We start from the raw sequence: 21,715 nt of genomic DNA on the forward strand, positions 1-21,715 counted from the left end.
CTATGGTCCGCGTATGACCGTTTCCCCCGAGTTCCAGTCCGTCGTCGAACTGCGCCGGTACACGCTGCACCCCGGCCGCCGGGACGGGCTGATCGAGCTCTTCGAGCGCGAGTTCGTGGAGAGCCAGGAAGCCTGCGGCATGCGCCTGTTCGGCCTCTTCCGCGAGCCTGCGGAGCCGGACAAGTTCGTGTGGCTGCGCGGTTTCCGGGACATGGAGACCAGGCGTGCCGCGCTCGAATCGTTCTACCACGGGCCCGTGTGGCGAGAGCACGGCCCGGCGGCGAACGAGACGATGATCGACGCATCGGACGTCCTGTTGCTGCGCCCGTCCGGGCCGGGGTTCCCCGCTCCGGGCGGCGCTGGGGATTCCCGGATTCTGGTGACGGTGTGCCATCCTGCCGTCCCGGTCAAGGAGTTCTCCGAGTACTTCGCGGACAACGTGGCGCCCGCCTTGCGGGAATCAGGCGTGGACACGTTCGGCCACTTCGAAACAGAGCCCGCGGAGAACACCTTTCCCCGTCTTCCCGTGCGGGAGAACGAGACGGTGTTCGTCTGGTTCTCCAAGTTCACGGAAGAACACCGCGAACTCCTGGACCGGACAGGCACCGAACTCGCGGGCAAACTCGAACGCCCTTGGCAACAACGGGAACTGGCGCCGACCGCGCGGTCAGTCCTGCGCTGAAAGGAGGTCCGCGAGTCCGTCCGGGTACAGGATCGCCTTGCCGCTCGACACGTCGGCCATCGGCAGCCAGTGCACGCGCGCGCCGTCGTCGAGCACCACGCCGACCTCGTCGCGCTCGTAGAACGCCTTGTCCGTCAGGTCCGCGGTGAACAGGAACACGATCTCGTGCCCCGGCCTGCCTTCGTAGGTGTACACGTTCTCCAGTACGGCGATCTGCTCGACCGAGGTCAGCTCCGCCGCGAGTTCCTCCTGGAATTCGCGGTGCAGCGCCTCGGCGGCGGTCTCCCCGAACTCGATCCCGCCGCCGAGCGGGCGATGGTAGGTCACGCCCTTGGTGTGGTCGCGGCCTTCGAACACGAGAAGGTCTTCACCGCGGCGGATGACCCCGAGCGAGAGCGGGCGGATCTTCGTCATCCTGGTGACGCTAGCGGAGGAATTCCTTGACGGACAAGGTGATCGAGCCGGCGTCGAGGCCGTGCGCGAGGTCGTGATCGGCCATTTCGCCGTAGATCCGCACTTCCGCGTCACGCCGGACGCCGAGGGAGAGCAGCCGGTGCGGCATTTCGGACAAAGCGTCCGTCACCGCGTGCGCCGACGTCCCCGCGAGGTACGGCTCGATCAGCACGACGTCGGTGGCCCCGGTGGCGTCGACGGCCGCGCGCAGCCCGGCGGCGTCGAACGGCCGGATGGTCGAGGTGTAGAGCACGGTCACGTCGAGATCGGCGGTCGCCTCCAGCGTCCGGTCGAGCATCGGCCCGACGGCCACCACCACACTTCGCCTGCCTTGGCGCAGCGTTTGCAGACCCGCCCCCAGATGGGCTTTCGCGTTCTCCTGCGCGGAAAGCCGGAGATAGACGCGCCCGTCGCCAGGGATGGACTCGAGCAGCAGCCGTCGTGCCTCTGCGGGATGCCCCGGCACGTGCACGGTCCAGCCCGGCAGCGTGTCGATGAGGGCGACGTCTCCGGGCGCCTGGTGGGTCCGCCCGGCGGTCGGCATGTCGTAGGACGCGCCCGAGGACACCAGCACGGCCCCGACGTCCTGGTGCCCGAGGTCGAGTTTGACCTGCTCGAACGCCCGCTCCACGAGGAACGACGAGAAGGTGTGGACGATCGGCCGCATGCCGGCCAGCGCGAGTCCGCCCGCGGTGCTCATCATCAGCTGTTCGCGGATGCCGACGTTGAGCACCCGGTCGGGATGTTTCCGCGCGGCGAAGGCGAGTTGTGCCGCGGAGATGTCGGCGAGCACGACGGCGACGTTCGGGTCGGCGTCGAGCGCTTCGGCGGCGGCTTCGAGGAACGTTTCACGCATGTTCACGGGCTCAAGCCTTTCGCTCGACGGTCGCGACCACGGCGAGCGGCCGGTCCGGATGAGGTGTGGTGAAGGCTTCGTGGAGCGCGTCGTGATCGCGGCCGTCGACGGTGCGGGTCGTCCAGCCTTCGACCTCGAACCGGCGCGCGATCCCGCCGGGCCAGCCGTGTGTGGCCGAGGAGTTGTCGATGACGACGGCGGTCAGCTGCGGCATGCCGATCCGGCCCGCGACCGCGATGGCCTCTTGGTTGGAGCCCTCGTCGAGCTCCGCGTCACCGATGAGGGTGACGACCTTGGCGTCGCGGAATCCCTTGGCGCGCAGGCCGAACACGGTACCGATGGCCAGCGGGAGCCCGTGCCCGAGCGAACCGCTGGAGATCTCGGCCCCGGGAAGCCTCGCCCGGTCGGGATGGTGACCGAGGCGGGACTCGGCCGAAGTCCAGTCGGCGAGTTCTTCCTCGTGGAGGAAGCCCTTCTTCGCCAGCACCGCGTAGTAGGCCATCGGACCGTGCCCCTTCGACAGCAGGAAACGGTCGCGGCCCGGATCGCGGACGTTCTCCGGGGTGATGTCGAGCACACGGTCGTAGAGCACCCACAGGACGTCCACAGTGGACTCCGCGGCCGCCTGGTGTTTCTCGTCCCCGGTCATCAACGAGATCAGCCTCGGCAGATCCTCGTAGCCGGTCTTGGTGTCGGTGGTCATGAACCGAGGTTGCAACCTCGACTTAGGTCGAAGTCAAGGCTAATCTGGCGACGTGACGAGACTGGCTGAACACCTGAGCATCGGGCAGGTCGCCGACCGCAGCGGCGTGCCCCATACGGCTTTGCGTTTCTACGAGGACAAGGGACTGATCAGCTCCGAGCGCTCGGCGGGCAACCAGCGCCGGTACTCGCGCTCGGTGCTGCGCCGGATCGCCTTCATCCGCGCCGCGCAGCGGGTCGGGCTCAGCCTGGACGACATCAGCTCGGCACTGGAGACCCTACCCAAGGACCACGCGCCCACCAAGGCCGACTGGGCCCGCCTTTCGCGGGGCTGGCAGGACGAGCTCGACGCGCGGATCGACGCGTTGCAGCGCCTGCGCGACAGGCTGACCGGATGCGTCGGCTGCGGTTGCCTCTCCCTGCGCAGCTGCGGGCTCTACAACGCCGACGACCAGATGTCCCGCTTCGGCCCCGGCGCGGGGAAACTGCGCCCGGCTTCCGAGGGCGGCATCTGAATTCCCTTGCCACGCGGGGGCCGGATGTGCGTCACTGTGACTCGAAATGGACAAGAAGAACCTCATCCGAGTCTCGAAACGGCTCTCCCGGCACCTGCGGCACGCACCCGGCGACATCGGGATCACCCTCACCCCTGACGGCTGGGTCGACGTCGACACGCTCTTGGCGGCCTTGCGGCGCAACGGTTTGCCGCTCACCCGCACCCAACTCGACGAAGTGGTCGAGGGCAACGACAAACGGCGCTTCGCCTTCGACGAGGCCGGGCTGCGGATCCGTGCCAGCCAGGGCCACAGTGTCGACGTCGACCTCGCACTGCCCGCCGCGATCCCGCCGGAGGTGCTCTACCACGGCACGGTCTCCCGGTTCCTCGACGCGATCCTGCACGAGGGACTCCGGCCGATGAAGCGGCATGCCGTGCATCTCTCGGCGACCGTGGACACCGCGCGGGCCGTCGGGGCGCGGCGCGGCGTCCCGGTGCTGCTCGCCGTGGACGCCCGGGAGATGTCCGCCGCCGGTCACGAATTCCAGGTGAGCGCGAACGGCGTCTGGCTCACCGCCGCCGTCCCGCCGGAGTTCCTCCGCAGACTTCCTTAGACCAAGCCGTTGTTCCGCAGGAGCGACAACGTGTTCACGGTGAACATCCCGTTCCACTCCAGCGCGGCGGCCGGCGAATAGCTCGTGTAGTCGACCCGCCAGCCGCCGTCGTCGTGCTGCCCGCCCGCCACCCGCCGCAGATCCGCTTCGACGATCTCCGGCCGGAAGAGCTTCCGTGCCGGGCCACCGGGTTCCGGCGCGAAGTCGAGCGGGCGCATGGCCTCGCCCTCGATCCCGCCGCCGACGGCGACCACACCGTCGTCCGGGACGAACCGGCCGAGCTTCTCGACCAGGCGCGTGTCGCCGAGCGCGTCCACCAGCTTCATCGCGAAAGCGAGCACGAGCGCGTGCGGCGCCTCGTCGAGCTTCTCGATCTCATCTAGGCAGTAGCGCGTTGCCTTCGCGAGCCAGGGATGCGCGGCGACCGCCGGATCGTGTGCCGCGACGCGATGCGCGGTCACCGCGACGATCGCGGTGATCTGCAGTGAGGAGACCGCCGGATCCGCGCTCGTCCAGAACGGCGCGCCGCCCTCCGGATCCGGCATCGGCAGCGCGAACGGGATCCCGCCGTCGGGCAAGGAGATCGAGGCGAGCCAGTCACAGAGTTCGGCCGCGCGCGGACTTGTCGACTTGCCGACGTCGGCGAAGACCTCGAAAGCGTGCAGCGCACCGGCGGGCTGACTGGTCACCGAGCGGCAGTCCGGTTCGAGTCCGTGGCCGTAGCCGCCGTCGGGATTGCGGTACGCCTCGAGCGCGGCGAGCGCCGCGGCCGGGTCATCGGAGCGGAAGAGGACTTCGAAGCGCCGCCTGTCGAGCAGCCGGGCCTGGGTGGCCATGAACGTGGCCGCCGCCTTCAGATCGATGTTCATGCCGACAGGGTCGCGCGGATCGCGGCGCCTGTCTTGAACACATCGGTCACGAACGGCGGCGCGGGCGGTTGTAGAGCTTGCGACCGACGCTGAGGAGCGTTTCGCGCAGCGTCTCGTCGTCGAGCGACGCGACCTCGGGCGAACCGCCGGCGATGGCGATGCCCGCCAGAAGTACCTGCGCGGTCACGATCGCGGTGAGATCCGGATCGGGGCCGACGAGGATCTCCAGCAGCCGGTTCTTGAAGCTGTCCGAGCTGTGCACGGACTTCTCGATCGCGCGGGCGATGCCGGGGTCGCTGGAGAACAGGGCGACCAGCGCGCGGTGCCGCACCACGAGATCGACGAAACCGTCGAGCAGGTGGTCGATCTGCGCGCCCCGGGTGCGCTGGGCGCGGGCGTCGTCGACGATGCCTTCGAGCTCTCGCAGCACGGGTTCGGCGACGGATTCGGTGATCTCCGCCTTCGTCTTGAAGTGGTAGTAGACGGCGGCCTTGGTGACGCCGAGGGCGTCCGCGATCATCTGCAGCGAGGTGCCTTCCACGCCGTGTTCGGTGAACAGCCGCAACGCCGTGCCCAGTAGTCGCGTGCGGGTGTCCTCCGCGTGGACGACGTCCATGTTCCCTCCTCGTTCAGCCGTCGGAGATTACGTCAAGCGTGGCCGCCTGGCCAAACGAGTACTAGCCGTGCGGCTAGTCACACACTTGCCGATCGGCTTGTAGCGCCCTAGCCGATCGGCTAGCTTGAAATGAACCTGAACGAGTGAACGGGAGACTTTCGTGGCCAGCTTCCTGTACCGCCTGGGCCGGTTCTCGTTCCGGCGCCGGGCACTGGTGACGGCGGTGTGGGCCGCCGTCCTGGTGGCCCTCGGCGCGGGCGCGCTGACCCTGTCCGGCCAGCTTTCGAACTCGGTGACCATCCCCGGCACCGAGTCGCAGAAGGCGATCGACCAGCTCGCCGACCGGTTCCCGGAAGCCGCCGCCGGTGGCGCGACGGCGCGCGTCGTCATCTCGACGTCCGGTGACATCACCGACGCCGGTGGGCAGGCGGCGATCGCCCGTCTCGTCACCGGGCTCAAGGACGCGCCGAAGGTCGCCGGCGTGGTCGACCCGCTGCAGGCGCAGGCGATTTCGCCCGACAAGCACGTCGCGTTGGCGCAGGTCAGCTACCGCGTCCCGGGCTTCGAGCTCACCGACGCCGACCGCGACGGCCTGATGGCCGCCGCGGATTCCGCCAAGGCCGCCGGGTACACCGTGGAATTCGGCGGTGACGCCGTCCAGGCGATGCCCGCCACGAACGCCACCGAAGGCCTCGGTGTGGCCGTCGCCGCGGTCGTCCTGATCATCACCTTCGGCTCGCTGCTCGCAGCCGGGATCCCGCTGCTGACCGCGCTCATCGGCGTCGGCATCGGCATGGCGGGGATCACGACGGCGTCCGGTTTCCTCGAACTGAACACGAACACGCCGGTGCTCGCGCTGATGATCGGCCTCGCCGTCGGCATCGACTACGCGCTCTTCATCGTTTCCCGCTACCGGCACGAACTCACGATCGGCCGAGATCCCGAGGAAGCCGCCGGACGCGCCACCGGCACGGCGGGCTCCGCGGTGGTGTTCGCCGGGCTGACCGTGATCATCGCGCTGGCGGGCCTGACCGTCGTCGGCATCCCGTTCCTCGGCGAGATGGGCATCGCCGCGGCGATCACCGTCGCCATCGCGGTCGTCATCGCGCTCACCCTGCTGCCCGCCGTCCTCGGGTTCGCGGGCGGCAAACTGGCGGGCGGCAAGATCCGCTTGCGCCGCAAGGAAAGTGCGACGACGCACGGCGAGCGCTGGGCGAAGTTCGTGGCCCGCCACCGGATCCCGGTGCTGATCGCCGCGATCGCAGGTCTCGCGATCGTCGCCATCCCGGCCGCGAGCATGCAGCTCGGCCTGCCGAACGACAGCACCGCCGCGCCGGACACCACCCAGCGCAAGGCCTACGACACCGTCGCCCGCAGCTTCGGCGAGGGCGCCAACGGGCCGCTGGTGATCGTCGTCGACCTGAGCGCCAGCACCGACCGGCAGGCCGCGCTCCAGCAGGCGGCCGCGGGGATCGGCGGGCTCCCCGAACGCCCGATCGTCACGCCGCCGAAGACCAACCGGGACGGTGACCTGGCGCTGCTGACCGTCATCCCGAAGAGCGGCCCCAGCAGCACCGCGACCGAAGACCTGGTCAGCGACATCCGCGGCCTGAACGCGGGGCTGGGCACGGCCACCGGCGCGTCGCTGGCGGTGACCGGCCAGACCGCGGCCAACATCGACGTCTCGGAGAAACTCGCCGACGCGATGCTGCCCTATCTCGCGCTGATCGTCGGGCTCGCGTTCCTGCTGCTGATGCTGGTGTTCCGCTCGATCGTGGTCCCGCTGAAGGCGACGCTGGGCTTCCTCGGCTCCGTGGTCGCGACGTTCGGCGCCGTGGTGGCGGTGTTCCAGTGGGGCTGGCTCACCGACCTGCTCGGGGTGAAGACGACCGGGCCGATCATGAGCATGCTGCCGATCCTGCTGATCGGTGTGCTGTTCGGGCTCGCGATGGACTACCAGGTGTTCCTGGTGACCCGGATGCGGGAGGAATACGTCCACGGCGCCGACCCGCAGCAGGCGATGGTGACCGGTTTCCGGCACGGCTCCCGCGTCGTGGTCGCCGCCGCGCTGATCATGATCAGCGTGTTCGCCGGATTCGTCCTCGCGGAGTCGTCGCTGATCCAGTCGATCGGGTTCGCGCTGGCCTTCGGGGTGCTGGTGGACGCGTTCGTGATCCGGATGACCATCGTGCCGGCGCTGATGTCGCTACTCGGACGCGGTGCCTGGTGGCTGCCGAAGTGGCTGGATCGCGTGCTGCCCGATGTGGACGTCGAAGGCGAGAAGCTCGCGAAGCAGCTGGACGCTCCTGACGAGCGGGAGCTGGTCGACGCCTCGAAGTAGGTACTGGTCGCGGGTTTCTTCGGCCCGGGCCCGGTGCGACACGCCCGCTTCGCTTACTCCTCGATAGGTACGCGAAGGCCCCGTGCAGGTCGTTTGGTGCGGGTTGGTCGTGAGTGGCGATTCGGGTTCTAACCCGAATCGCCACTCACGACCCCGGTGACCCACTCGGCACCGGTGCCCGTGCCCGCCTGAGGGTAGTGAAGGCCTCCTTCACTACCCTCAGGGTAGGCAAGGAGGCCTTCACGGACACATGATCAGCCCCAGCCAAATCCAGCAGGCACCCACGACGCTCTCGGCCCTGACCCGAATCGCCACTCACGACCCCGGTGACCCACTCGGTACCGGTGCCCTGCCGGCCCCGAAGTACATGAAGGCCCCCTTCACTACGTCTAGCGCGGCGAAGGGGGCCTTCACGCGCAGCGGTTTGGCCTCGCGCGGATGGCGCGCCCTCGGCGGCGTCGCACAGGACCGCTTTCCGCCACATCATGGAGCGCTCGGCCGTCGGGAAGTTTCGCCCCGGTGGTGAACCGGGCGGGCCACCGCTGACTGAAGCACTCCGGCCCGATCGCGCCGTCACGCCGATTTCAGAAGAAGAGGAACTTGACGCGGCTCCCGGCGCGCAGCCGATTCACCGGACGGCGCTCAGGCCAGCCAGGCGATGGCGCCGCCGATGGCCAGCAGCGCGCCGATCCCCAGCACGACGGCCATGAACTTGACGCTCTTCCAGGTCGCGTAGACGCCGCCGATCAGGAAGCCGCCGAGCGCGAACAGCAGCACAGCGATGGTCGTGTTACTCACGACCGCCACCCTGCCACACGTCCCCCATCACGACCGCGCCGGGCCCGGGCCTTGCCCGCGCGACCGGGCACGGCTAACGTACAACCACATGGTTGTACTTCGAGGGGAGGGCGAGGAGTCGCTCAACCAGCTCTTCCGCGCCTTGGCCGACGGCACCCGCCGCGACATCCTGGCGCGGGCGATCGCGGAAGCACCGTCGGTGTCCGAACTCGCCGCGCGCTACGAGATGAGCTTCGCCGCCGTGCAGAAACACGTCGCCGTGCTCCAGCGCGCGGGCCTGATCCGGAAACGTGCCAGCGGACGCGAACAACTGGTCTCGACCGACCGCGAGCGGCTCCAGCGCGCCAGCGAGCTTCTCGACTCCTACGAAGCCCTTTGGCGCCAACGTGTGGCGCAGCTCGACGATGTCCTGCGAGAAGGGGAATGACGATGCCGATCACCTCCGTCACCAAGAAGCCCGAAGAGCTCAGCATCACCGTCGTGGCGGACTTTCCCGTTCCGCGGAAACGCCTTTGGGACGCCTGGGCCGATCCACGACAACTCGAACGCTTCTGGGGGCCGCCCTTCGCACCCGCCACGTTCACCCAACACGATTTCCGGACCGGCGGCCGCGCCGAGTACTACCTGTCCGGGCCGAACGGCGAAAAGTGGGCCGACTCCTGGAAGTTCACCACGGTGAACCCCATCGACTCGTTCGAGGTGCACGACGGCGAGGACAACGCCGACGACGAGAACATGCCGTCCTCGATGACATTCACCTTCGAGTCGACGCCGACGGGATCACGCCTGATCCACGTGACCCGGTTTTCCAGTATCGAAGCCATGGAGAAGACGATCCCGGGGATGGAAGAGGGCTTCCGCGCCGCGATGCCCCAACTCGACGCGTTGCTGGAGACGTGATGAGGAAGCTCAAGATCGAGCACATCTCGCTCGACGGCGTGATCCAGCACTCCGAGGACGAGAACGGCTTCCCGTACAGCGGCTGGAACATGCCGTACCGGACCCCCGCCGGCCGGGAGGCCATCATGGCCGCGCACCCCGAAAGGTTCGACCTGCTGCTCGGCCGTCGCACCTACGACCTCTGGTCGGAATACTGGCCGGACGCGCCAAGCGACCCGTTCGCGGACCGGCTCAAGGCGGCGACGAAATACGTCGTCACCCATCGGCCGGAAAGCCTGAAATGGGGCCCGTTCGAAGGTGCCGGCCCGGACCTCGTCGAAGGCGTCCGCCACATCAAGGCGCAGGACGGCCCGGACCTCATCCTCTCGGGCAGCTCCACGCTGACCTCGGCGCTGCTCGAAAACGGGCTCGCGGACGAGGTTCTGCTGGCCGTCTACCCGCTCCTTTTGGGTACAGGCAAGCGTTTCTTCGCCGAAGGAACCCCGGCATGCTCCTTGGAGTTCGCCGGCACCACCGCGACCCCGTCCGGCGTGCTCCTCACCACCTACCAGCCCACCGGACGCATTTAGTCCTCTGGATGCGGTAGTTGCACGCGCAAGGAACGCATCCAGAGGACTAAACGCGGGGTTAGAGGACGCCCTTCGTCGACGGGATGCCGCCCGCCCGCGGGTCCGGCTCGGTGGCGGCGCGCAGCGCCCGCGCGACGGCCTTGTACTCGGCCTCCGCGATGTGGTGCGGGTCGCGGCCGTGCAGCACCCGCACGTGCAGCGCGATCTGCGCGTGGAACGACAGCGAGTCGAACACGTGCCGCGTCAGCACGAACGGGTAGTTCCCGCCGATGGTGAAGCTGTTGAACTGCTCCGGCTCGCCCAGGTGCACGCAGTACGGGCGCCCGGAGACGTCGATCGCGGCGTGCGCGAGGGTTTCGTCCATCGGGATCCACGCGTCGCCGAAGCGGCGGATACCGCTCTTGTCGCCGAGTGCCTGCCGCAGCGCCTGGCCGAGCACGATCGCGGTGTCCTCGACGGTGTGGTGCGCGTCGATGTGCACGTCACCGGTCGCCTGCACCTTGAGGTCGAGCGAGCCGTGCACGCCGAACGCGGTGAGCATGTGGTCGTAGAACGGGACACCGGTGTCGATCTCCACCTGTCCCGTGCCGTCCAGGTCGAGCTGGACCGAAATGGACGATTCCTTGGTGGTGCGATCCACCTTGCCGACGCGACTCATCGCGGCACCTCCTTGCTGGCCTCGAGAAAGGCGTCGTTCTCTTCCGGCGTCCCGATGGTCACCCGCAGGTGCCCCTCGATGCCGACGTCCCTGATCAGCACGCCGTTGTCCAAATAGGACTGCCAGGTCGCGGGCGCGTCCGCGAACCGTCCGAAGAGGACGAAGTTCGCGTCGCTCGGGACCGGCGTGAATCCCAAGCCCAGCAACGCTTCCACCACGCGGTCGCGTTCGGCCGCGAGTTTGGCGACCGAGGCGAGGGTGGCGTCCGCGTGCCGTAGCGCGGCGCGCGCGGCGGCCTGCGTGAGCTTCGAGAGGTGATACGGCAGCCGCACCAGCTGCAGCGCGTCGACGATCGCCGGCGCGGCCGCGAGATACCCGAGCCGCCCGCCCGCGAAGGCGAACGCCTTGCTCATCGTGCGCGACACGATCAGCTTCGCCGGGTACTCCTCGAGAAGCTCGACGGCACTCGGCTGCGACGAGAACTCCGCGTACGCCTCGTCGACCACCACGATGCCCGGCGCCGCTTCGAGCAGCCCGCGCAGCTCGTCGAACGGGATCGACCCGCCGGTCGGGTTGTTCGGGCTGGTCACGAACACGATGTCCGGACGGCGTTCGCGCACCAGCGCGGCCGCCTTCTCGGTGTCGAGCGTGAAATCGTCGCGGCGCGGCACCGGCAGCCAGTCGGTGCGGGTGCCCGCCGAGATGATCGGGTGCATCGAGTACGACGGCTCGAAGCCCAGCGCCGAGCGGCCGGGGCCGCCGAAGGCCTGCAAAATCTGCTGCAGGATCTCGTTGGACCCGTTGGCGGCCCACACGTTCGACTCCGACACGAGTACGCCGGTGGACACCGCGAGGTAGTCCGCGAGGTCCTGGCGCAGCGCGACGGCGTCGCGATCCGGGTAGCGATGCAGCGAAGCGGCCTCGGCGCGGACGGCCTCGGCGACGTCGGCCACCAGCGCGTCCGGCGGCGGGTACGGGTTTTCGTTGGTGTTGAGCCGGATCGGCACGTCGAGCTGCGGTGCGCCGTACGGGGTCTTGCCCCGCAGGTCGTCCCGCAGCGGGAGCGAGCCGAGCGTGACCTCCTCGCCGATGCTCATGCCCGCTCCCCCTCGAACCGCGCCGTGATGGCCTCGCCGTGGGCGGGCAGGTCTTCGGCGTTCGCCAGCGCGACGACGCGGCCGGCGATCTCGCGCAGCGCGTCCTGGCTGTAGTCGACGACGTGCACGCCCTTGAGGAAGCTCTGCACCGAAAGCCCGGACGAGTGCCGCGCGAATCCGCCGGTGGGCAGGACATGGTTCGACCCGGCGCAGTAGTCGCCGAGCGAGACCGGCGCGTACGCCCCGACGAAGATCGCGCCGGCGTTGCGCACGCGGGCCGCCACCGTCGGCGCGTCCGCGGTCTGGATCTCCAGGTGTTCCGCGGCGTACGCGTCCACGACGCGGATCCCGTCGTCCACAGTGGATACCAGGATGATGCCGGACTGCTTGCCGCCCAGGGCCTCCGTCACTCGCTCGGAGTGCTTGGTCGCGGCGACCCGGCCGGTCAGCTCCTTGTCGACGGCGTCCGCGAGCTCCTCGGACGTGGTGACCAGGACGCTCGCGGCGAGCGGGTCGTGCTCGGCCTGGCTGATCAGGTCGGCGGCGACGTGCACCGGGTCGGCGGTCTCGTCGGCGAGGATGGCGATCTCGGTCGGGCCCGCCTCGGAGTCGATGCCGATGATCCCGCGCAGCAGCCGCTTGGCCGCGGTGAGATAGATATTGCCGGGACCGGTGACGACGTCGACCGGCTCCAGCGTCGTGCCGTCGGTGTCGGTGCCACCGTACGCGAGCAGCGCGACAGCCTGCGCCCCGCCGACGGCCCAGACCTCGTCGACGCCGAGCAGTTCGGCGGCGGCCAGGATCGTCGGGTGCGGGAGCCCGCCGAACGTGGCCTGCGGCGGCGAGCACAGCACGAGCGTGCCGACGCCGGCGATCTGCGCCGGGACGACGTTCATCACCACGGTCGAGGGGTACACCGCGAGCCCGCCCGGCGCGTACAGCCCGACACGGTCCACCGGGATCCAGCGCTCGGTGACGGTGCCGCCGTCGACGACCTCGGTCGTGACGTCCTGACGGCGCTGGTCGCCGTGGACCTTCCGGGCGCGGACGATGGACTCCTCCAGCGCCTCGCGGACGGCCGGATCCAGGTTCTCGAGCGCGTTGGTGAGCTCCGCGGCGGCCACACGGACGCCGCCGGGACGGACCTTGTCGAACTTCTCGGTGAACTCGAGAACCGCCTCGACGCCGCGATCGCGGACCGCCTCGACCACCGGCCGAACGTGATGCAGCGCCGCGTCCACGTCGTACTCGGCACGCGGGAGCGTGCGCCTGAGCTCGGCAACGGACGGGACCTGTCCACGCAGGTCGGTACGGTTCAGCATGGGTCAAGGGTACGAGGTGGCCGGATCGCCCCGAGCAGGCACACTGGGGTGGTGACCAGCGATCCCACGATGAGGGAGGCCTCCGTGCCGCGAATCGGGTTGTGCCAGCTCACGGCCGCCGAGGATCCCGAGACGAACCTGAAGCTGATTCGCGAGGGCGTGACGGCCGCGGCGGGCGAAGGCGCCCGGGTCGTCGTGTTCCCGGAGGCGGCGATGGCGCGCTTCGGCATCCCGCTCGGGCCCGTCGCGCAACCTTTGGACGGGCCGTGGGCGTCCACTGTGGCCGCGCTCGCCGAGGAACACGGCGTCGTGGTCGTCGCGGGCATGTTCACGCCGTCACCCGACGGGCGGGTGAGCAACACCCTGCTCGTCACCGGCGCGGGGCATCACTTCGGCTACGACAAGATCCATCTGTACGACGCGTTCGGGTTCGCGGAGTCCGACACGGTCGCGCCCGGTACCGCGCCTGCCACCTTCGAGGTCGACGAGATCACGTTCGGCGTCGCGACCTGCTACGACATCCGCTTCCCCGAACTGTTCCGGAAGCTGGCCGACGACGGCGCCGACATCGTCCTCGTGCCGACGTCCTGGGGTGCGGGCGAGGGTAAACGCGAGCAGTGGGAGGTACTGGTGCGTGCCCGCGCGCTCGACTCCGGCTGCTGGGTCCTCGGCTGCGGGCAGGCCGATCCGGCCACGACCTCGACCCCGGTGAACCCGAAGGCGCCCACCGGGATCGGCTACTCCACGGTGTCCGACGGTTTCGGCCGCGTCCACACCCAGCTGGGCGCCGGGCCGGAGCTGGTGGTCGTCGACGTGGACCCCGCGGTCAGCGGGAAGGCGCGGGCGGCGACGGGCGTTCTGGCGAACCGCCGGCTGTAGCGTCCACGGATCGCTCGAAGAAGGATTCGAGCACCACGATCGTCTGCGTCCCGGTGACGCCCTCGATCGCGTACAGCCTGCGCAGTGACGCCTGCAGTTCCTCGGTGGTCGGCGTGCGCAGCTTCACCAGCAGCGAGGCCGGGCCCGCGATGATATGCGCCTCGACGACCTCCGGCAGCGCCTCCAGCGCGGCCTTGGTCGGTGCGTCGCCCATCCACGAGCCCGCCTCGACCAGCACGAACGCCATCACTCCCCGGCCGACCGCCGCCGGGTCGACGTCGACGGTCGTGCGCCGGATGACGCCCTGTTCGCGTAGTTTGCGGACCCGTTCGTGCGCGGCGCCCGCGGACAGGCCGACCGCCTTGCCGAGCGCGGCGTACGCCTGGGTCGCGTCCTGCTGCAACGCGGTGAGCAACATGCGATCCACGTCATCCATGGGTTGACCATATCAAGTTCGGCGTTTCATGATGATCGCAATATTTCATTCGGAACACTGGGGTTCTCATGGACATGGTCAAGGCACATTTCGAGATGCTCGACGAGCGGTTCGCCCGCGTCAACGGGGACGAGTGGATGCAGCGCCTGCACACCGGCTGCCGGTGGACCGAGGGGCCCGCCTACTTCCCGGCAGGCCGGTACCTGGTGTTCAGCGACATCCCGAACGACCGGGTCCTGCGCTGGGACGAGACCACCGGCGCGGTCGGCGTGTTCCGCGAACCCGCCGGATTCCACAACGGGCACACCGTCGACCGTCAGGGCAGGCTCGTCAGCTGCGAGCAGGGCGGCCGCCGGGTGACGCGCACCGAACACGACGGCACGACCACCGTCCTCGCGGACACCTATCAGGGCAAGAGGTTCAACAGCCCCAACGACGTCGTCGAGTCCTCGGACGGCGCGATCTGGTTCACCGACCCGAGTTACGGCATCGACAGCGACTACGAAGGTCATCAGGCGGAAAGCGAGATCGGCGCCTGCCACGTCTACCGGGTCGATCCGGTGGACGGTGCGGTGCGGATCGTCGCGGACGATTTCTCGCGCCCGAACGGGCTCGCGTTCTCGGTGGACGAATCGCTGCTCTACATCGCGGACACGCGGCAGAAACCCAGCCACATCAGGGTTTTCTCGGTGGGCAACGGGCGGCTTTCCGGCGGCGGAATCTTCGCCACCTGCGACGCCGGCGGTTTCGACGGCGTGCGCGTGGACGCCGCGGGCCGGGTCTGGGCCGCCGCACACGACGGCCTGCACTGCTTCGCGCCCGACGGCACGCGGATCGGGAAGCTGCGGGTGCCGGAGGTCTGTTCCAACCTGACCTTCGGCGGGCCGCGGCGGAACGATCTGTTCATCACGGCGAGCAGTTCGGTCTACACGCTGCGGGTGAACTTCTCGGCCCCCCGCGTTTAGTCCTCTGAATGCGGTCTTTGCGCTTGGCAAGTACCGCATTTAGAGGACTAAATGCGGGGGTCTAGCGCAGCAGGCCTTCCCGGATCGCGACGCGCACGAATCCGGCCCGCCGCCGTTCCCCGGTCTTGTCCCGGATCCGGTCGAGATAGGACCGCACGGTCCGCACGCTGATGTTCAGGATCTCCGCCACGTCGACGTCCCGTTCGCCCGCCGCGACCAGCCGCAGGACCTGCTTCTCCCGCTCGGACAGGACGATCTTGGGCCCGGCGTGGCGGTCTTCGCTGTCCTGGATGATCATCCCGGCCAGCGTCGGCGACACGTACGCGTTGTCCTCGGCGATGGTGCGGATGGCGCGCAGGAGTTCGTCCCCGTCGACGTCCTTGGACAGGAAGCCCTTCGCCCCGGCCTGCATGGCGCCCAGTACCTCGGGCTGCTCGGCGTGCGCGGACACCACGAGCACCTTGTGCCCCATCTGCCCCACTTCGAGCACGGCGGCGGCGTCCTGGACGCCGCGCAGCTTGAGGTCGAGGACGACGACGCTGCCGGGCGGCTGCTCCTGGACGGCGAACCGCGCGACGGAGTCGGCGACGGCGCCCAGCGCGATGTCGGGCGCTTCGGTGAGAACACGCGCGACGGCGTCCCGGTACAGCGGATGATCTTCGATCACCCCGACGTTGATCGGCGTGGTGCGTTTCGGCTGCTGCTCGTCTGCGTTCACCGGCGTCCTTCGAATCCGCCCGCGTCGGCGCGGGGCGCGACCGGCCGAGACGGGCCGGGCACCTCCGGCGGAGACGCGAGCCCGAACTGGATGGCCTTGCGGACCAGACCGGCCCGCCTTCTCTCTCCGAGTTTGTCACGAATCCGGTCCAGATAACCGCGGACCGTCCGAACTCCGATGCCCAGGCTGCGGGCGATGTCGACGTCGCGTTCGCCCGCCGCGACGAGCCGCAGGACCTGTTTCTCCCGCGCGGAGAGCGCGACGTCCGGAGCGGGCGCGGGACGGTCGGCGTTGTCCTTGATGATCATCCCGGCCACCACCGCGGAAACGTAGGCCCTGCCCCGCGCGACCGTCCTGATCGCGGTCAGCAGCTCGTCGACGTCGACGTCCTTGGACAGGAAACCCTTGGCGCCGGCGGCGATCGCGCCGAGCACCTGCTCGGGCTCGGCCTGCGCGGACACGACGAGCACGTGATGTCCCAGTTCGGCCACCTGCAGCACGGCGGCCGACCCGGCGATCCCCGGCAGGCCGAGGTCGAGCAGCACCACGCTGCCGGGCGGCTGCGGATGGACGTGGAACCGGGCGACCGAATCGACCACGGCGCCCAGCTCGATCCCTTCGGCCTCGGTGAGGACCCGCACCACGGCGTGCCGGTACAGCGGATGGTCCTCGATCACCGCGACGTCGATCCGGTCGGTCTCCGGCCTGTCTTCGGTCCTCTGCACGTTCCCGATCACCCCGTCCCACCCACCGCCGCGGACACCGCACGGCCTGCCTGCGCCGGATCCAGCGCGGGCCCGCGCGGCACCAGCGCCAGCAATCCATTCGGAACCGGTTGCCGTTCGGCCTGGCCGTACCCGAGGGAAGCGAGTGCCTCAGTGCTCGCCACCGGGTACTTCAGGCCCGTGTCGGTGACGACGTAGACCGTGCCGGAACCGGATTCCGCCACCACCGCGCCTCCCGACGGAGGCACGAAGACGGCGTCGGCGACCAGCGCGTCCGTGCGCGCCGTCACCGGGATCGCCTTCGCACCTTGCGGCAACGGGACCTGTGCGGAGATAACGATTCGAGAACCCTGTGCGCATAAGGTCACGGACTGTCCGGTAACGGGCGCTTTTCGCGGGATTCGGTCCGGATACTCCGCGGGATCGGCCCCGCCCGTCCTCGCCTTGGCGACCTTCGGCACCGCGGCCACGTCGGCCGCGCGCACCGCGACGGGCGCCGGGACGCCGGTGTAGGCGTCCGCGTTCTCCGGCGTGTTGATCAGCAGGCTCGCCTCGGTCTGGCCGATCGGTTCGAGCCCTTCGGCACGGACGAGGTAGTAGGACGTCGCGTCGCTGGGCGACGCCATCGCGTCGATGACGCCGAGCACCGAACCGACCTTCGTCGCGGCGCCGCCGACCTTCGGGCCGGGCCGCCCGGCGTCTTCGACCGCGCGGTAGGCCAGATCGCGTCCGGCGGCGACGGTACCGATCCACCGGGAGGACACCGCGATCACCGGGTAGGTGTCGAACTGCAGCGCCGTGGCGGCCTCCGGGGTGAGCTTGTAGCGGCGTCCCGCCGTGACGAGGTAGCGCTCGCCGTCGGGGACACGGACCACGACGGCCTGGTCCCTCGGCAGGTCGACCCCGGCGGCGGGCGCGCCGAGGAGCACCGTCGTCTCCGGTTCGGCCGACGCGGGCGCGTCCTGGGTCGTCCGCGAGCAGCTCGTCCACGGCGTGTTCACCAGCGCGGCCGCCGCGGGCAGCGAATCGGGGGCGCCGGGAATGCCGATCTGCGAACCCCGCGGCGCCTTTGCGAGCTTGTCCGACGGGACGGTGACGGTGGCCTCACCGTTGCCGCCCGCCATCAGCCGTGCGGAGGCGTAGTTGAGCACGGGGTGCAGCGCGCCGTCCTGGCCGAGGATGTAGCGCGCGCCCGTGCCCTCTTCGACGATCACCTTGCCGCCCGCCAGCCAGTCCTTGCCGCCGGAGGGGTTCAGCAGGCCGATCACGCCGAAGACCGCGGTGACCAGCAGCGCCACGCCGAGCCCGCACAGAGTCCCGATGACGAGCCTGCGGCTCGGGGCGACCGGATGGTTGGCGTCAGCCGAGACCAGTGCCGAAACCAGTCTCCTGCGGAGGAATTGGTAGGCCTGGATCTGGTCCCGCTGCGTCCACACGCTCCCCGTCCCCCGCCGTTCGAGCCCACCCGTTTCGAGGGTGCTCACGTTAGGTTCCGGCCAGGTTCGCGGTGAGGGTATTTTTTACGCCCCTCCCCCGCGCGGGGCGGGGCTACCGTCGTGCGCGTGCACGGAGGAGGGGAATTCCTTGTCGGTTGAAGCCCCGGCCCGCCCGGTCCCGGAACAGGCGCCCGCGCGCGGGATCGCGGGCGCGGCGCCGCTGCCCTGGCTGCTGCCGATCCGTCCGCTGCAGGCGGCGCTCTGGGAGATCGCCGGGATCGCGATCCTGCTGGCCCTCACCGTCGACGGGATCCCGCAGGCCGCGTGGATCAGCATCGTCGCCGTCGCCGGCGTCCTCGTGCTGACGACTTCGGTCCGCTTCGCCGGACACCACGCCGCCGGCTGGGCGCTCACCTGGGCCGCGTATCGACTGAGGGGCCGCGACAAACACGAAGTCCCCGATCCGCTGCACCGGCTCGCCGGTCCTGTCCGGGTGCGCCAGCACGTCGACCGCGCGGGCAACCGCTTCGGGGTCGCCGAGGTCAGCGACGGGTGGAGCGCCATCGTCCGGCTCACCCCCGGCGCCGTGGCACCCGCGCCGGACACGCTCGTCGGCATCCTGCGCGAGGCGTACACGAGCACCGGGATCCCTTTGTCCAGCGCGCAACTGCTGACCTGGACCGTCCCCAATGGACAGTCCTTGCTGCGCGTCCGCTGGCTCACCGTCCGGTACCGTCCCGAGGACGCGCCGATCGCCGCGCTCGCCAGAGGCGGCGGAGAACTCGGCGCGCTGCGTAGCACCGCCTGCGCGGCGCTCTCCCTGATGGGCGCGCTCGCCGAAGCCGGGTTCGAGAGCACCGTGCTCGAAGCCGGTGAGGTGACGGAAAACCTGCGCGTCGCGCTCGGCAGCGGCCAGGACGCGCCGGTGGACGGCTGGCGTTCCTGGGACTGGGGCGGGGCGTCGCAGGTCTGCTACCGGCCCCGGTCGGAGCGGGATCTCGCGCGGACACTGGATCTTCACGTCCCTGGCTCGGCGTTCACCGCGACTTCGTACACGCTGTACCGCTCGCCCGGCGGACGCGAGAAGTCCGAGGTGGCCATCCGGGTCGGCGGACGACCGGGAGCGGAACCGGTGCGGCCGAGCGGGATCGCGGTGACCCCGCTGCACGGACGGCACGCGGCGGCGGTCCGGCGGACCCTGCCGCTGGCGCTGGAGAACTGAGGGGACGGTCCGTGAAGGACTCCTTTCTTCTCTGAGGGTAGGGAAGGAGTCCTTCACGGACGTGACGCATTTAGTCCTCTGAATGCGGTAGTTGCGTGACGCAAGTACCGCATTCAGAGGACTAAATGCGTGAAGAGAGGGGTCAGCCCCGCACGGCCTCGTAGACCCCGGCGATCATGCCGACGAACGGGATCAGCGAGAGCAGCACCAGGAACTCGACGATATCGAGAGTCCTTGCCCAATAAGGAGAACGACGTCCCTTCACGACACGCGTCGCGTAGGTGAGACAGACGCCCGCCGCGACGACGACGGCGCAGCCCGCGGCGAAGACGAACGAACGCGGACCGCTCGCGGCGAGCCAGAATCCGGCCGCCGCCAGGGCCGCCGCGCCGAAACCGATGAGCACGACCCGCTGCGAGCGGCCTGCGAAGGCGCGCGAGCGCAGCATCAGCGCCAGCCCCAGCAGCGCGCACAAGCCCGCTTCCCAAGCCCCGCCGGAGGACGACAGGACCACCGACGCCGAAACCACGACGAGCCCGAGCGCGACGAGCAGCCCGGTCAGCAACGCCTGCGCGTACGTCGTGCCGCCGACCATGTCCTCGCCGAGCGAAGGGTTCTCGTCGGCACGGAACGAGTCCATGTCGTCGGGCACCCGGGGCAGCGGCAGCCTGCCGAGCCGCAGCGCCATCATCGGCGCGACCGCGGCCAGCGCCGTCGCCACGACGGCGACCACGGCGGCCGCCGAAACCGGGCGGACATCGGCCAGCAGGACGATGGCGGTGGTGATCGCGCCGAGCCCGGCCGACACGGTCACCGCGACGAACCACGGCAACCGGTCCGCCACCGAAACGGCCGCGATCACGCCATAGACGGTCACGATCGCGAGCCCGGCGGCGAGCGGTCCGGCCGACAGTGAGAACAGCGGATGCGGCGGCAGGATCGACATCCCCGCCAAAAGCGCCGCGCCGACCCCGGCGAGCGCGCCGGCGGCACCGGCCTCCGCGTCGCCGTACGCGCGGCTCAGCGCGCCGCCGCCCAGCACCAGGACGAGCGCGAGCAGCCCGGTCCCGATCGGCGCCAGCACACTGCCGGACGCGGCGGCCTGCACCAGCAACCCACCGACGAGCAGCAGCACCACCGACGCGACGATGCCCGCCTTGCGCGCCACCGGCGGCCCCCACCGCCCGGTGCCCGACTCGGCGACGCTGGCGATCGAGTCGACGACGTCGTCGAACAGCAGCGGACCCCGCGGGCGTTCCCGCGGGGTCAGATGGAGGACTTCGCCGTCGCGCACCTGTGCCGCGGCGACCGTGAGCCCGAGCGCGAGCGGAGCGCCGCCGAGCCGGGACAGCACCCAGCCGGGATGCTCGGCCGACGCCTGCCCCGACGCGCCCGCGAGCCGCACGAGCTGCGGGACGAGTTCGGCGAACGTGCTCTGCTGCGGCAGGGCCACATCGACGCGCGCCCGCGGTGTCACCACCGTGACGCGCCGGGTGGAGCCCGCGATCGCGGCCGTCATGCTTCGATCGACTTGGCGGACTCGATGACCGGGGCGAACTTGGCGCTGCTGGCCTCGGCCAGTTTCTGCAGCCCGTTGTTGACCGCCTCCAGCACGATCTCCGAGAGGTTGCGCGCGTCGTACTGACGCACCGCGCGCGGGTCGATGTCGATCGAGGTGAACCGGCCGTCACCACGCAGCACGACGGTGACCTCGTTCTGCCGCGAGTGCGCCTTGACCTCCATCGCCTCGACCGAACGCTGGATGCGCTGCACCTCTTCGGTCTGCTTGCGGACCTGGTCCAGCAACTCGTCCATGTCCGGCATGGCGTAGGGGTCGGTGGTCACGAGTCTTCTCCTTCATCTGCGGTGAAATCCCGCCGGACGTGGACACTGCCCACGAACCGCCGGAAGTCGTCACCGAGGCCACGGGCCGCCTCGGGCATTGCGGTACAAGCGATTTCGAGGATCAGCCGCTCGGCCGGGGTCGCCCCCGGCACGGTCAGCAGCACCTGCGTCTGTACGAGATCCTGTCCTTCGCCGGTGCGGATGCGCAGCACCTGCGTCACCCCTGGCGCGATCCCGGTGCCGATCACCTTGCGCCGCACCACTTCGAGCGCGGCCATGGACCGGCCGAGACGTTCGACGGCCTCGTCGGCGATGCCGGTGATCTCCGCCGGGTCGGGCCGTTGCCCGATGCTCAGGGTGATGTTCGGGGTGAACTCCGCGTACGTCCCGGAGTGCACCGCCACGAAGACCGCGCCCTCGGCACCGACGGACGCCGGCTCGACCGGCACCCAGCCCTCGGGGATGTCGAATCCGAGCGGGAGGGAGACCCGGTCCTGCGTCATCGTTTCGCCCATC

26 protein-coding genes are annotated in these 21,715 nt (G+C 69.8%); 10 read left to right on the forward strand and 16 right to left on the reverse strand.

Annotation, left to right across the window (positions count from 1 at the left end):
• The first annotated feature begins 13 nt into the window (after positions 1-13).
• Positions 14-682, forward strand: a complete 669-nt coding sequence (locus tag AC0685_RS21640) for an NIPSNAP family protein (RefSeq protein WP_478227198.1) — start codon at positions 14-16, stop codon at positions 680-682.
• Here the strand turns inward: AC0685_RS21640 and AC0685_RS21645 are convergent.
• From AC0685_RS21645 to AC0685_RS21655, 3 genes are read right to left on the reverse strand one after another with little or no spacing between them, the layout of a single operon-like run.
• The gene (locus AC0685_RS21645; protein ID WP_478227199.1) at positions 668-1,096 is read right to left on the reverse strand and encodes an NUDIX hydrolase; all 429 of its coding nucleotides are present in this window, start codon (positions 1,094-1,096) and stop codon (positions 668-670) included. The genes AC0685_RS21640 and AC0685_RS21645 overlap by 15 nt on opposite strands.
• Before the next feature lie 10 nt (positions 1,097-1,106).
• Positions 1,107-1,997: a transketolase family protein gene (locus AC0685_RS21650; protein WP_478227200.1), complete on the reverse strand. Its 891-nt coding sequence runs from the start codon at positions 1,995-1,997 to the stop codon at positions 1,107-1,109.
• Between the two features lie 4 nt (positions 1,998-2,001).
• Complete coding sequence (locus AC0685_RS21655; protein WP_478227201.1) at positions 2,002-2,694, reverse strand: transketolase; 693 nt, start codon at positions 2,692-2,694, stop codon at positions 2,002-2,004.
• A 52-nt stretch (positions 2,695-2,746) separates the two neighbouring features.
• Here AC0685_RS21655 and soxR point away from each other — a divergent pair, with 52 nt between their 5' ends.
• Positions 2,747-3,208 carry a redox-sensitive transcriptional activator SoxR gene (gene soxR / locus AC0685_RS21660; protein ID WP_016335982.1) on the forward strand — a complete coding sequence of 154 codons (462 nt, stop codon included), beginning with the start codon at positions 2,747-2,749 and terminating at the stop codon, positions 3,206-3,208.
• A gap of 46 nt (positions 3,209-3,254) precedes the next feature.
• Positions 3,255-3,803: an RNA 2'-phosphotransferase gene (locus AC0685_RS21665; RefSeq protein ID WP_478227202.1), complete on the forward strand. Its 549-nt coding sequence runs from the start codon at positions 3,255-3,257 to the stop codon at positions 3,801-3,803.
• On the opposite strand, the gene AC0685_RS21670 is transcribed toward AC0685_RS21665, so the two are convergent.
• Together AC0685_RS21670 and AC0685_RS21675 are read right to left on the reverse strand one after the other, a co-directional pair.
• A complete protein-coding gene (locus AC0685_RS21670; protein ID WP_478227203.1) occupies positions 3,800-4,672 on the reverse strand; it encodes a hypothetical protein in 873 nt (290 codons plus the stop codon). The two genes, AC0685_RS21665 and AC0685_RS21670, sit on opposite strands and share 4 nt — an antisense overlap.
• Before the next feature lie 46 nt (positions 4,673-4,718).
• On the reverse strand, positions 4,719-5,288 hold the full coding sequence (locus AC0685_RS21675; RefSeq protein ID WP_478227204.1) for a TetR/AcrR family transcriptional regulator: 570 nt from the start codon (positions 5,286-5,288) through the stop codon (positions 4,719-4,721).
• A gap of 160 nt (positions 5,289-5,448) precedes the next feature.
• On the opposite strand from AC0685_RS21675, the gene AC0685_RS21680 reads away from it, so the two are divergent.
• The gene (locus AC0685_RS21680) at positions 5,449-7,629 is read left to right on the forward strand and encodes an MMPL family transporter (RefSeq protein ID WP_478227205.1); all 2,181 of its coding nucleotides are present in this window, start codon (positions 5,449-5,451) and stop codon (positions 7,627-7,629) included.
• A 642-nt stretch (positions 7,630-8,271) separates the two neighbouring features.
• Here AC0685_RS21680 and AC0685_RS21685 read toward each other — a convergent pair.
• Positions 8,272-8,427: a hypothetical protein gene (locus AC0685_RS21685; protein ID WP_016335988.1), complete on the reverse strand. Its 156-nt coding sequence runs from the start codon at positions 8,425-8,427 to the stop codon at positions 8,272-8,274.
• An 88-nt stretch (positions 8,428-8,515) separates the two neighbouring features.
• Between AC0685_RS21685 and AC0685_RS21690 the strand changes: the two genes are divergently transcribed.
• The 3 genes from AC0685_RS21690 to AC0685_RS21700 are packed head-to-tail and all read left to right on the forward strand — an operon-like array spanning position 8,516 to position 9,896.
• Positions 8,516-8,854, forward strand: coding sequence for an ArsR/SmtB family transcription factor (locus tag AC0685_RS21690; RefSeq protein ID WP_478227206.1), 339 nt, complete (start codon positions 8,516-8,518; stop codon positions 8,852-8,854).
• Between the two features lie 2 nt (positions 8,855-8,856).
• Positions 8,857-9,327 carry an SRPBCC family protein gene (locus tag AC0685_RS21695; protein WP_478227207.1) on the forward strand — a complete coding sequence of 157 codons (471 nt, stop codon included), beginning with the start codon at positions 8,857-8,859 and terminating at the stop codon, positions 9,325-9,327.
• Entirely contained in the window at positions 9,327-9,896 is a 570-nt protein-coding gene (locus AC0685_RS21700; RefSeq protein ID WP_478227208.1) for a dihydrofolate reductase family protein, read from the forward strand. The genes AC0685_RS21695 and AC0685_RS21700 overlap by 1 nt, the downstream gene beginning before the upstream one ends.
• Before the next feature lie 58 nt (positions 9,897-9,954).
• On the opposite strand, the gene hisB is transcribed toward AC0685_RS21700, so the two are convergent.
• From hisB to hisD, 3 genes are read right to left on the reverse strand one after another with little or no spacing between them, the layout of a single operon-like run.
• Positions 9,955-10,554, reverse strand: coding sequence for an imidazoleglycerol-phosphate dehydratase HisB (gene hisB, locus AC0685_RS21705; RefSeq protein ID WP_007029930.1), 600 nt, complete (start codon positions 10,552-10,554; stop codon positions 9,955-9,957).
• Entirely contained in the window at positions 10,551-11,651 is a 1,101-nt protein-coding gene (locus tag AC0685_RS21710; protein ID WP_478227209.1) for a histidinol-phosphate transaminase, read from the reverse strand. Before AC0685_RS21710 ends, hisB begins: the two co-directional genes overlap by 4 nt.
• Positions 11,648-12,973, reverse strand: coding sequence for a histidinol dehydrogenase (hisD, locus tag AC0685_RS21715; RefSeq protein ID WP_478227210.1), 1,326 nt, complete (start codon positions 12,971-12,973; stop codon positions 11,648-11,650). The genes AC0685_RS21710 and hisD overlap by 4 nt, the downstream gene beginning before the upstream one ends.
• 84 nt (positions 12,974-13,057) lie before the next feature.
• Between hisD and AC0685_RS21720 the strand changes: the two genes are divergently transcribed.
• The gene (locus tag AC0685_RS21720) at positions 13,058-13,852 is read left to right on the forward strand and encodes a carbon-nitrogen hydrolase family protein (protein WP_478227211.1); all 795 of its coding nucleotides are present in this window, start codon (positions 13,058-13,060) and stop codon (positions 13,850-13,852) included.
• Here the strand turns inward: AC0685_RS21720 and AC0685_RS21725 are convergent.
• A complete protein-coding gene (locus AC0685_RS21725; RefSeq protein WP_478227212.1) occupies positions 13,800-14,288 on the reverse strand; it encodes an Lrp/AsnC family transcriptional regulator in 489 nt (162 codons plus the stop codon). The genes AC0685_RS21720 and AC0685_RS21725 overlap by 53 nt on opposite strands.
• 68 nt (positions 14,289-14,356) lie before the next feature.
• Between AC0685_RS21725 and AC0685_RS21730 the strand changes: the two genes are divergently transcribed.
• Positions 14,357-15,253, forward strand: a complete 897-nt coding sequence (locus tag AC0685_RS21730) for an SMP-30/gluconolactonase/LRE family protein (RefSeq protein ID WP_478227213.1) — start codon at positions 14,357-14,359, stop codon at positions 15,251-15,253.
• 61 nt (positions 15,254-15,314) lie between these two features.
• On the opposite strand, the gene AC0685_RS21735 is transcribed toward AC0685_RS21730, so the two are convergent.
• The 3 genes from AC0685_RS21735 to eccB are packed head-to-tail and all read right to left on the reverse strand — an operon-like array spanning position 15,315 to position 18,180.
• Positions 15,315-15,971, reverse strand: a complete 657-nt coding sequence (locus tag AC0685_RS21735) for a response regulator (protein WP_034319368.1) — start codon at positions 15,969-15,971, stop codon at positions 15,315-15,317.
• A complete protein-coding gene (locus AC0685_RS21740; protein ID WP_478227214.1) occupies positions 15,968-16,708 on the reverse strand; it encodes a response regulator transcription factor in 741 nt (246 codons plus the stop codon). Before AC0685_RS21740 ends, AC0685_RS21735 begins: the two co-directional genes overlap by 4 nt.
• Positions 16,705-18,180 (reverse strand): type VII secretion protein EccB, encoded by a 1,476-nt coding sequence (eccB, locus tag AC0685_RS21745; protein ID WP_478227215.1) that lies wholly within the window; start codon positions 18,178-18,180, stop codon positions 16,705-16,707. The genes AC0685_RS21740 and eccB overlap by 4 nt, the downstream gene beginning before the upstream one ends.
• Before the next feature lie 100 nt (positions 18,181-18,280).
• On the opposite strand from eccB, the gene AC0685_RS21750 reads away from it, so the two are divergent.
• Positions 18,281-19,354 (forward strand): type VII secretion protein EccE, encoded by a 1,074-nt coding sequence (locus AC0685_RS21750; protein ID WP_478227216.1) that lies wholly within the window; start codon positions 18,281-18,283, stop codon positions 19,352-19,354.
• A gap of 142 nt (positions 19,355-19,496) precedes the next feature.
• Here the strand turns inward: AC0685_RS21750 and eccD are convergent, their stop codons facing one another.
• From eccD to AC0685_RS21765, 3 genes are read right to left on the reverse strand one after another with little or no spacing between them, the layout of a single operon-like run.
• Positions 19,497-20,873, reverse strand: a complete 1,377-nt coding sequence (eccD, locus tag AC0685_RS21755; RefSeq protein ID WP_478227217.1) for a type VII secretion integral membrane protein EccD — start codon at positions 20,871-20,873, stop codon at positions 19,497-19,499.
• Positions 20,870-21,199 carry a YbaB/EbfC family nucleoid-associated protein gene (locus tag AC0685_RS21760; RefSeq protein ID WP_016336001.1) on the reverse strand — a complete coding sequence of 110 codons (330 nt, stop codon included), beginning with the start codon at positions 21,197-21,199 and terminating at the stop codon, positions 20,870-20,872. Before AC0685_RS21760 ends, eccD begins: the two co-directional genes overlap by 4 nt.
• Positions 21,196-21,714 carry a hypothetical protein gene (locus AC0685_RS21765; RefSeq protein WP_478227218.1) on the reverse strand — a complete coding sequence of 173 codons (519 nt, stop codon included), beginning with the start codon at positions 21,712-21,714 and terminating at the stop codon, positions 21,196-21,198. Before AC0685_RS21765 ends, AC0685_RS21760 begins: the two co-directional genes overlap by 4 nt.
• Position 21,715 lies beyond the last annotated feature (1 nt).

The sequence above is a fragment of the Amycolatopsis sp. NPDC043889 genome (assembly GCF_056435645.1).

What these genes read in the sequence shown, in the direction of transcription:
- AC0685_RS21640 (WP_478227198.1), top strand. Translation starts at nt 14, where the DNA reads ATGACCGTTTCCCCCGAGTTCCAGTCCGTCGTCGAACTGCGCCGGTAC.
- AC0685_RS21645 (WP_478227199.1), bottom strand. Translation starts at nt 1,096, where the DNA reads ATGACGAAGATCCGCCCGCTCTCGCTCGGGGTCATCCGCCGCGGTGAA.
- AC0685_RS21655 (WP_478227201.1), bottom strand. Translation starts at nt 2,694, where the DNA reads ATGACCACCGACACCAAGACCGGCTACGAGGATCTGCCGAGGCTGATC.
- AC0685_RS21665 (WP_478227202.1), top strand. Translation starts at nt 3,255, where the DNA reads ATGGACAAGAAGAACCTCATCCGAGTCTCGAAACGGCTCTCCCGGCAC.
- AC0685_RS21670 (WP_478227203.1), bottom strand. Translation starts at nt 4,672, where the DNA reads ATGAACATCGATCTGAAGGCGGCGGCCACGTTCATGGCCACCCAGGCC.
- AC0685_RS21675 (WP_478227204.1), bottom strand. Translation starts at nt 5,288, where the DNA reads ATGGACGTCGTCCACGCGGAGGACACCCGCACGCGACTACTGGGCACG.
- AC0685_RS21690 (WP_478227206.1), top strand. Translation starts at nt 8,516, where the DNA reads ATGGTTGTACTTCGAGGGGAGGGCGAGGAGTCGCTCAACCAGCTCTTC.
- AC0685_RS21695 (WP_478227207.1), top strand. Translation starts at nt 8,857, where the DNA reads ATGCCGATCACCTCCGTCACCAAGAAGCCCGAAGAGCTCAGCATCACC.
- AC0685_RS21700 (WP_478227208.1), top strand. Translation starts at nt 9,327, where the DNA reads ATGAGGAAGCTCAAGATCGAGCACATCTCGCTCGACGGCGTGATCCAG.
- hisB (WP_007029930.1), bottom strand. Translation starts at nt 10,554, where the DNA reads ATGAGTCGCGTCGGCAAGGTGGATCGCACCACCAAGGAATCGTCCATT.
- AC0685_RS21710 (WP_478227209.1), bottom strand. Translation starts at nt 11,651, where the DNA reads ATGAGCATCGGCGAGGAGGTCACGCTCGGCTCGCTCCCGCTGCGGGAC.
- hisD (WP_478227210.1), bottom strand. Translation starts at nt 12,973, where the DNA reads ATGCTGAACCGTACCGACCTGCGTGGACAGGTCCCGTCCGTTGCCGAG.
- AC0685_RS21725 (WP_478227212.1), bottom strand. Translation starts at nt 14,288, where the DNA reads ATGGATGACGTGGATCGCATGTTGCTCACCGCGTTGCAGCAGGACGCG.
- AC0685_RS21730 (WP_478227213.1), top strand. Translation starts at nt 14,357, where the DNA reads ATGGACATGGTCAAGGCACATTTCGAGATGCTCGACGAGCGGTTCGCC.
- eccD (WP_478227217.1), bottom strand. Translation starts at nt 20,873, where the DNA reads ATGACGGCCGCGATCGCGGGCTCCACCCGGCGCGTCACGGTGGTGACA.
- AC0685_RS21765 (WP_478227218.1), bottom strand. Translation starts at nt 21,714, where the DNA reads ATGGGCGAAACGATGACGCAGGACCGGGTCTCCCTCCCGCTCGGATTC.